A 4,058-nucleotide genomic window follows, 5' to 3' on the forward strand; every position below is an offset into this window, starting at 1 on the left:
TTCTTTTTTGGTGGTCCGTCCCGGCTTTAGGTTTTTGAACACTGCGTCTCCGCCGCGGGACGGTTCCGGTCCGTGGCCCCTGACCGCGGGGCGACCGCTGGGTCGGACCGGCTGCCATCCGGGCCGGACAGGGCCCGTTGCGGCCGATTGATAGTGGTTTGTAGGTTTGTCAGCGGCCGGGGAGGCGCTGCGAGACCTCCTGGAGCACCCAGCCGTTGCCGTCCGGGTCGCTGAAGGTGGCGAAGGAGCCGTAGGAGGCACGCTCGGGGTGCAGGCCGGCGAGCCGCTCCTGGCCCGGGCCGCGATGGGTGACGTCCCCGCCCTCGTGGCCGTGGAAGAGGCCGCTCGCGTCGTGGAAGATCTCGCTGACCTCGATGCCGCGGCCGGTGAGCTCCGCGCGGGCCTCCTCGATGTCCGAGACGATGAGGTAGAGGCCCTGGAACGAGCCAGGTGCGGTGGACGTCATCCCCTCGCCGAAGATGATCGAGCACTCGGAGCCGGGCGGCGTGAAGTGAACGATCCGGAAGTCCTGGTCCGCCGTGTAGTCGACGTCCAGGCGGAAGCCGGCCTTCTCGTAGAAGTCCTTGGCCCGGTCGATGTCGGAGACGGGCAGCACGATCATTTCGAGCTTCAGATTCATGGGGATGTCCTTGCTTCTTGACGTCGGTGGATTACGCCCAATGCGTCACCGGAACGTCGAACGGGGTTTCACCTTGGTCTGCGAGGCCTGCGTGTTCTGTGGGCCTTGCGCTGACCTGCAATCCAGAGAACCAGCTGGAAAGGCGTCCAGGGGCGGTCAAGCAGGCCCGCTTCGGCCGTGGCCCGCTGGTCCAGGTACTGGCAGACCCCCCTTCCCTGTAGCCGGGCAGCCACCCGTTCGGCTCCATCGACGACCCCGCTGTCGAAGTGATCCGGAATCGCTTTTCGATCGCCGAGACCATATTCGGAAAGCCGCTGAAAGGGAGTGGCCCATGGCGTCACACTATTTAGTGGTGCGTTTGCCGGGATAGCGTGTCGAGGACTAGCCTCGATATATGGGCACGATGCCGTCCGGTTCAGGAGGCAACAAAGAGCTGAGCGATTTTCTGCGCTCCAGGCGCGCCCGGGTGACTCCTGAGCAAGTCGGGGTCACGCCGGGGGCGAGCAGACGTGTTCCGGGACTGCGCCGTGAAGAGGTTGCGCTCTTGGCCGGACTGAGCGTGGACTACTACATCCGTCTGGAACGCGGCCGGGTGGCCAACGCCTCGGAGGCGGTGCTGGAGGCTGTGGCCCGCGCTCTGCGGCTGGATGATGCCGAACGTGCGCATCTGTTCAACCTGGCCAGACCGCAGTCCGTGGTCAGAGTGAGCCGTCCCGCCGTTCCGTGGAGGGTGCGTCCGGGTGCGTACGCGCTGCTTGAGGTTCTCCGGGATGCCCCCGCCATGATTCTGGACGGCCGCATGGACGTCCTCGCCCTCAATCGAATGGCTTGCGCGATATACGCCGATTTCGATGCCGTACCGGCCCGCGAGCGCAATTTGGCGCGATATATATTTCTCGACCCTGCGGCGCGTGAACTATTTATCGACTGGGACATGGCCGCCCACATGGTCGTCACAGGTTTGCACCTGTATGCGGGCCGGAATCCGGAAGATCTGCAACTGACCGAACTGGTCGATCAGCTGTCGGCCGTGGACAAAGATTTTCGCCGGTGGTGGGCCGCACACGACGTGGAGGAGTTCTCTCACGGCACCCGGTACTACCGGCACCCTCTGCTCGGCGAGGTCACCTTGGACTATGAGGTCCTGGTCTTTCCCGGTGACCCGGACCAGTGGCTGTTCGTGAATACAGCTCAACCCGGCTCCCCGTCTTTCGAAGCCTTGCGGACACTTGCCCGTCGGATCGGTGACCTGGGCACCTAGGCACATGCAGGTCCCGTCGGCCGTCCCGAGACTGTCTGACCGCCGGGTCCAGGTCCGCCGGGAGAAGGGTCTGCCGTTCCTGGCCGAACCGGACGGACGTGCCCGAGTCGGACGGACGGCGAGGGCGGAGGGCGGCCCTGGCCGTCAGGAGCCGGCCAGGGCGTAGTCGACGGGTGTGCCTTCGCCGGCTGCTCTTCAGTGGCCGTGGTCCGCTGCTTCCGGGGCGCGCGCGGTTCGATTCCGGTGGCCTCGACCGCCTTGGCCAATTCGGCGTCGATCCGTTCTTGTCGGGCGTGCGGTCGGGTTCACCGGTCCGCGTGCGCGTCGATTTCAGCCGCGGGCCTGGGGGCGTTCCTCCGGTCTAGGCGCTCGCCGGATTCGTCAGGATCGCGCTGGCGACAACGTCGAAGAGGTGATCAGCGCGTGGCGCGAGCGAGGACTGATCACCGAGCCAAGCTAGCCCCGCCACCAGCGCGAACAGGTCGGCGCCATCGATGTCGGTCCGCGCCGTGCCTGCGGCCTGGGCGCGGGCGAGCAGCCGCGCACCGGCCGCGCGCAGGGTGACGCACGAAGCGTGGAGTGCGGACTCGGTGTCCTCGATGGCGGCTGCCATCAGCACGACCGCGCCCCGGTACTCCGTTGTCCACGCGACGCAGTCGCGCAGCCATGAAACGAGAGCATCGCCGGGCGAGCCGGACGTTTCGAGGGCGTCGGCCGTGGCGGTCATCTCGTCGAAGCTCGTGCGGAGCAGGGCGTCGAGCAGAGCCTCGCGTGTCGGGAAGTGACGCAGCAGTGTGGCGAGTCCCACGTCGGCCCTGCGTGCGATGTCCCGCAGCGACACGTCGACGCCTTGCTCGGTGATGGCAGTGCCCGCTACTGCGAGCAGGTGGTCGCGGTTCTTCCTGGCGTCGGCGCGCATCTGTCCCCCTTGACTATCCGGATCAGTGGTCCATATATTCGGATCAGTGATCCGGTTATGTGGACCACTGATCCGAATAAGCCTATCCCGCGCTGCGGGCAGGAGGAAACGATGCCGACACACACGATGAGGGCGATCCGGCTCCATGAACACGGCGGCCCTGAGGTGCTGCGCTACGAAGAGGTGCCGATGCCCGAGCCGAGGCCGGGTGAGGTGCTCGTCCGCGTGCACGCGGTCGGCGTCAACCCTCCGGACTGGTACCTGCGTGACGGGATGTCCAACCTGCCTCCGGAAGTCAGGCCGAAGTTCAGTCTGCCCGTGATTCCGGGAACGGACCTGTCGGGCGTCGTCGAGGCCGTCGCTGCGGATGTGGACGACCTCCGCGTCGGCGATGAAGTCTTCGGCCTCCTCCGCTTCCCGGGCTTCGACGGCAGCACTTACGCCGAGTACGTGGCCGCGCCTGCGTCGGACCTCGCACGCAAGCCGGCCGGCGTCGATCACGTGCACGCCGCCGGGGCGCCCATGGCCGGGCTCACCGCATGGCAGTACCTGATCGACCTCGGACACGATCACCCGTCGCCCTTCCAGGCGGCGCAGCATCGCCCGGTGCCGCTCGACGCCGACAAGACGGTGCTCATCAACGGCGCCGCTGGCGGCGTGGGGCACTTCGCGCTACAGCTGGCGAAATGGAAGGGCGCACGTGTCATCGCGGTGGCATCGGGCGCGCACGAATCGTTCCTGAGGGAACTCGGCGCCGACGAGTTCATCGACTACACCAAGAGTCGTCCCGAGGAACTCGTGCACGACCTCGACCTCGTGCTCGACGCCGTCGGCGGCCCCCACAGCAAGCGCTTCTTGCGCACACTCAAGCGCGGCGGCGCCCAATTCCCCGTATTTTTCGGCGAATTCGACGAAGAAGAGACGGCGAAACTGGGCGTCACCGTGACAGGCACCCAGGTCCGCTCGAACGGCGCACAGCTTGCCGAGCTGGCGCGCCTCCTCGACGCGGGTACGGTCCGCGTCGCGATCGACAGCACGTTCGCGCTCGCGGATGCCCGTGCCGCGCACGAACGCGCCGCCCGAGGGCACATCCAGGGCAAGATCGTGCTCACGCTCGCTTACCGGTAGTTCGTTAAATTCGGTGGTGGCGTGGGTTGACGGCAGGCCTGGTCGGTCGTAGTTCGGCTGTAGGAGTCAACTGCCTGGCTGGGAGCTGAAGATGACTGCTCGCCGTCCGT

Annotated in this window: 4 protein-coding genes; 2 read left to right on the forward strand and 2 right to left on the reverse strand. The window is 66.6% G+C overall.

The genetic code is table 11. The features are described from left to right. Window positions 1–169 precede the first annotated feature (169 nt). Window positions 170–640 carry a VOC family protein gene (locus ABT085_RS44630; RefSeq protein WP_351622454.1) on the reverse strand — a complete coding sequence of 157 codons (471 nt, stop codon included), beginning with the start codon at window positions 638–640 and terminating at the stop codon, window positions 170–172. A 394-nt stretch (window positions 641–1,034) separates the two neighbouring features. Here ABT085_RS44630 and ABT085_RS44635 point away from each other — a divergent pair, with 394 nt between their 5' ends. Continuing rightward, complete coding sequence (locus ABT085_RS44635; RefSeq protein WP_351622457.1) at window positions 1,035–1,901, forward strand: helix-turn-helix transcriptional regulator; 867 nt, start codon at window positions 1,035–1,037, stop codon at window positions 1,899–1,901. A 361-nt stretch (window positions 1,902–2,262) separates the two neighbouring features. Here the strand turns inward: ABT085_RS44635 and ABT085_RS44640 are convergent, their stop codons facing one another. Further along, window positions 2,263–2,820, reverse strand: coding sequence for a TetR/AcrR family transcriptional regulator (locus ABT085_RS44640; protein ID WP_351622460.1), 558 nt, complete (start codon window positions 2,818–2,820; stop codon window positions 2,263–2,265). A gap of 111 nt (window positions 2,821–2,931) precedes the next feature. On the opposite strand from ABT085_RS44640, the gene ABT085_RS44645 reads away from it, so the two are divergent. Then, window positions 2,932–3,948 carry an NADP-dependent oxidoreductase gene (locus ABT085_RS44645; protein ID WP_351622463.1) on the forward strand — a complete coding sequence of 339 codons (1,017 nt, stop codon included), beginning with the start codon at window positions 2,932–2,934 and terminating at the stop codon, window positions 3,946–3,948. Window positions 3,949–4,058: the final 110 nt, after the last annotated feature.

It is taken from the genome of Streptomyces sp. NPDC002265 (genome assembly GCF_040296125.1).
Taxonomy (GTDB): Bacteria; Actinomycetota; Actinomycetes; order Streptomycetales; family Streptomycetaceae; genus Streptomyces.